Annotated in this window: 3 tRNA genes; all 3 read right to left on the bottom strand. The window is 55.8% G+C overall.

What is annotated here, in order from left to right:
* Nucleotides 1-100 precede the first annotated feature (100 nt).
* A tRNA-Leu gene (locus NG904_RS16810) sits at nt 101-189 on the bottom strand.
* Nucleotides 190-194: 5 nt separating this feature from the next.
* Nucleotides 195-271, bottom strand: a tRNA-Met gene (locus NG904_RS16805).
* 10 nt (nt 272-281) lie between these two features.
* Nucleotides 282-357 (bottom strand) — tRNA-Met (locus tag NG904_RS16800).
* Nucleotides 358-394: the final 37 nt, after the last annotated feature.

Genomic DNA, 394 nt, shown 5'->3' with positions numbered 1-394 from the left:
GGTGGGTTGGGGGGGAGGGTCTGTCTACTGCGGTCAAGGGGATAGGAGCCCGCGGACTTACCAGCTGCCCCCCCCCGCGATATCATATGAAGTGGTACTATGGTGCCGAAGACCGGAATCGAGCCGGTACGGTGTTTAACCACCGCGGGATTTTAAGTCCTGTGCGTCGGCCAGTTCCGCCACTTCGGCACATTTGGTAGCGGAAATAGGACTTGAACCTACGACCCTTCGGGTATGAACCGAATGCTCTAGCCAGCTGAGCTATTCCGCCTTAATTCTTATGGTTGCGGGGGCAGGACTTGAACCTACGACCTTCGGGTTATGAGCCCGACGAGCTACCAGCTGCTCCACCCCGCGATATTATATTAATTTGTTTTTGGTGCCGAAGACCGGA

It is taken from the genome of Clostridium sp. ZBS15 (assembly GCF_023845705.1).
In the GTDB taxonomy this organism is placed as follows: domain Bacteria; phylum Bacillota; class Clostridia; order Clostridiales; family Clostridiaceae; genus Clostridium; species Clostridium aquiflavi.
The sequence above is the reverse complement of the archived record's forward strand: the minus strand, read 5'-3'. Positions and strand labels throughout refer to the sequence as shown.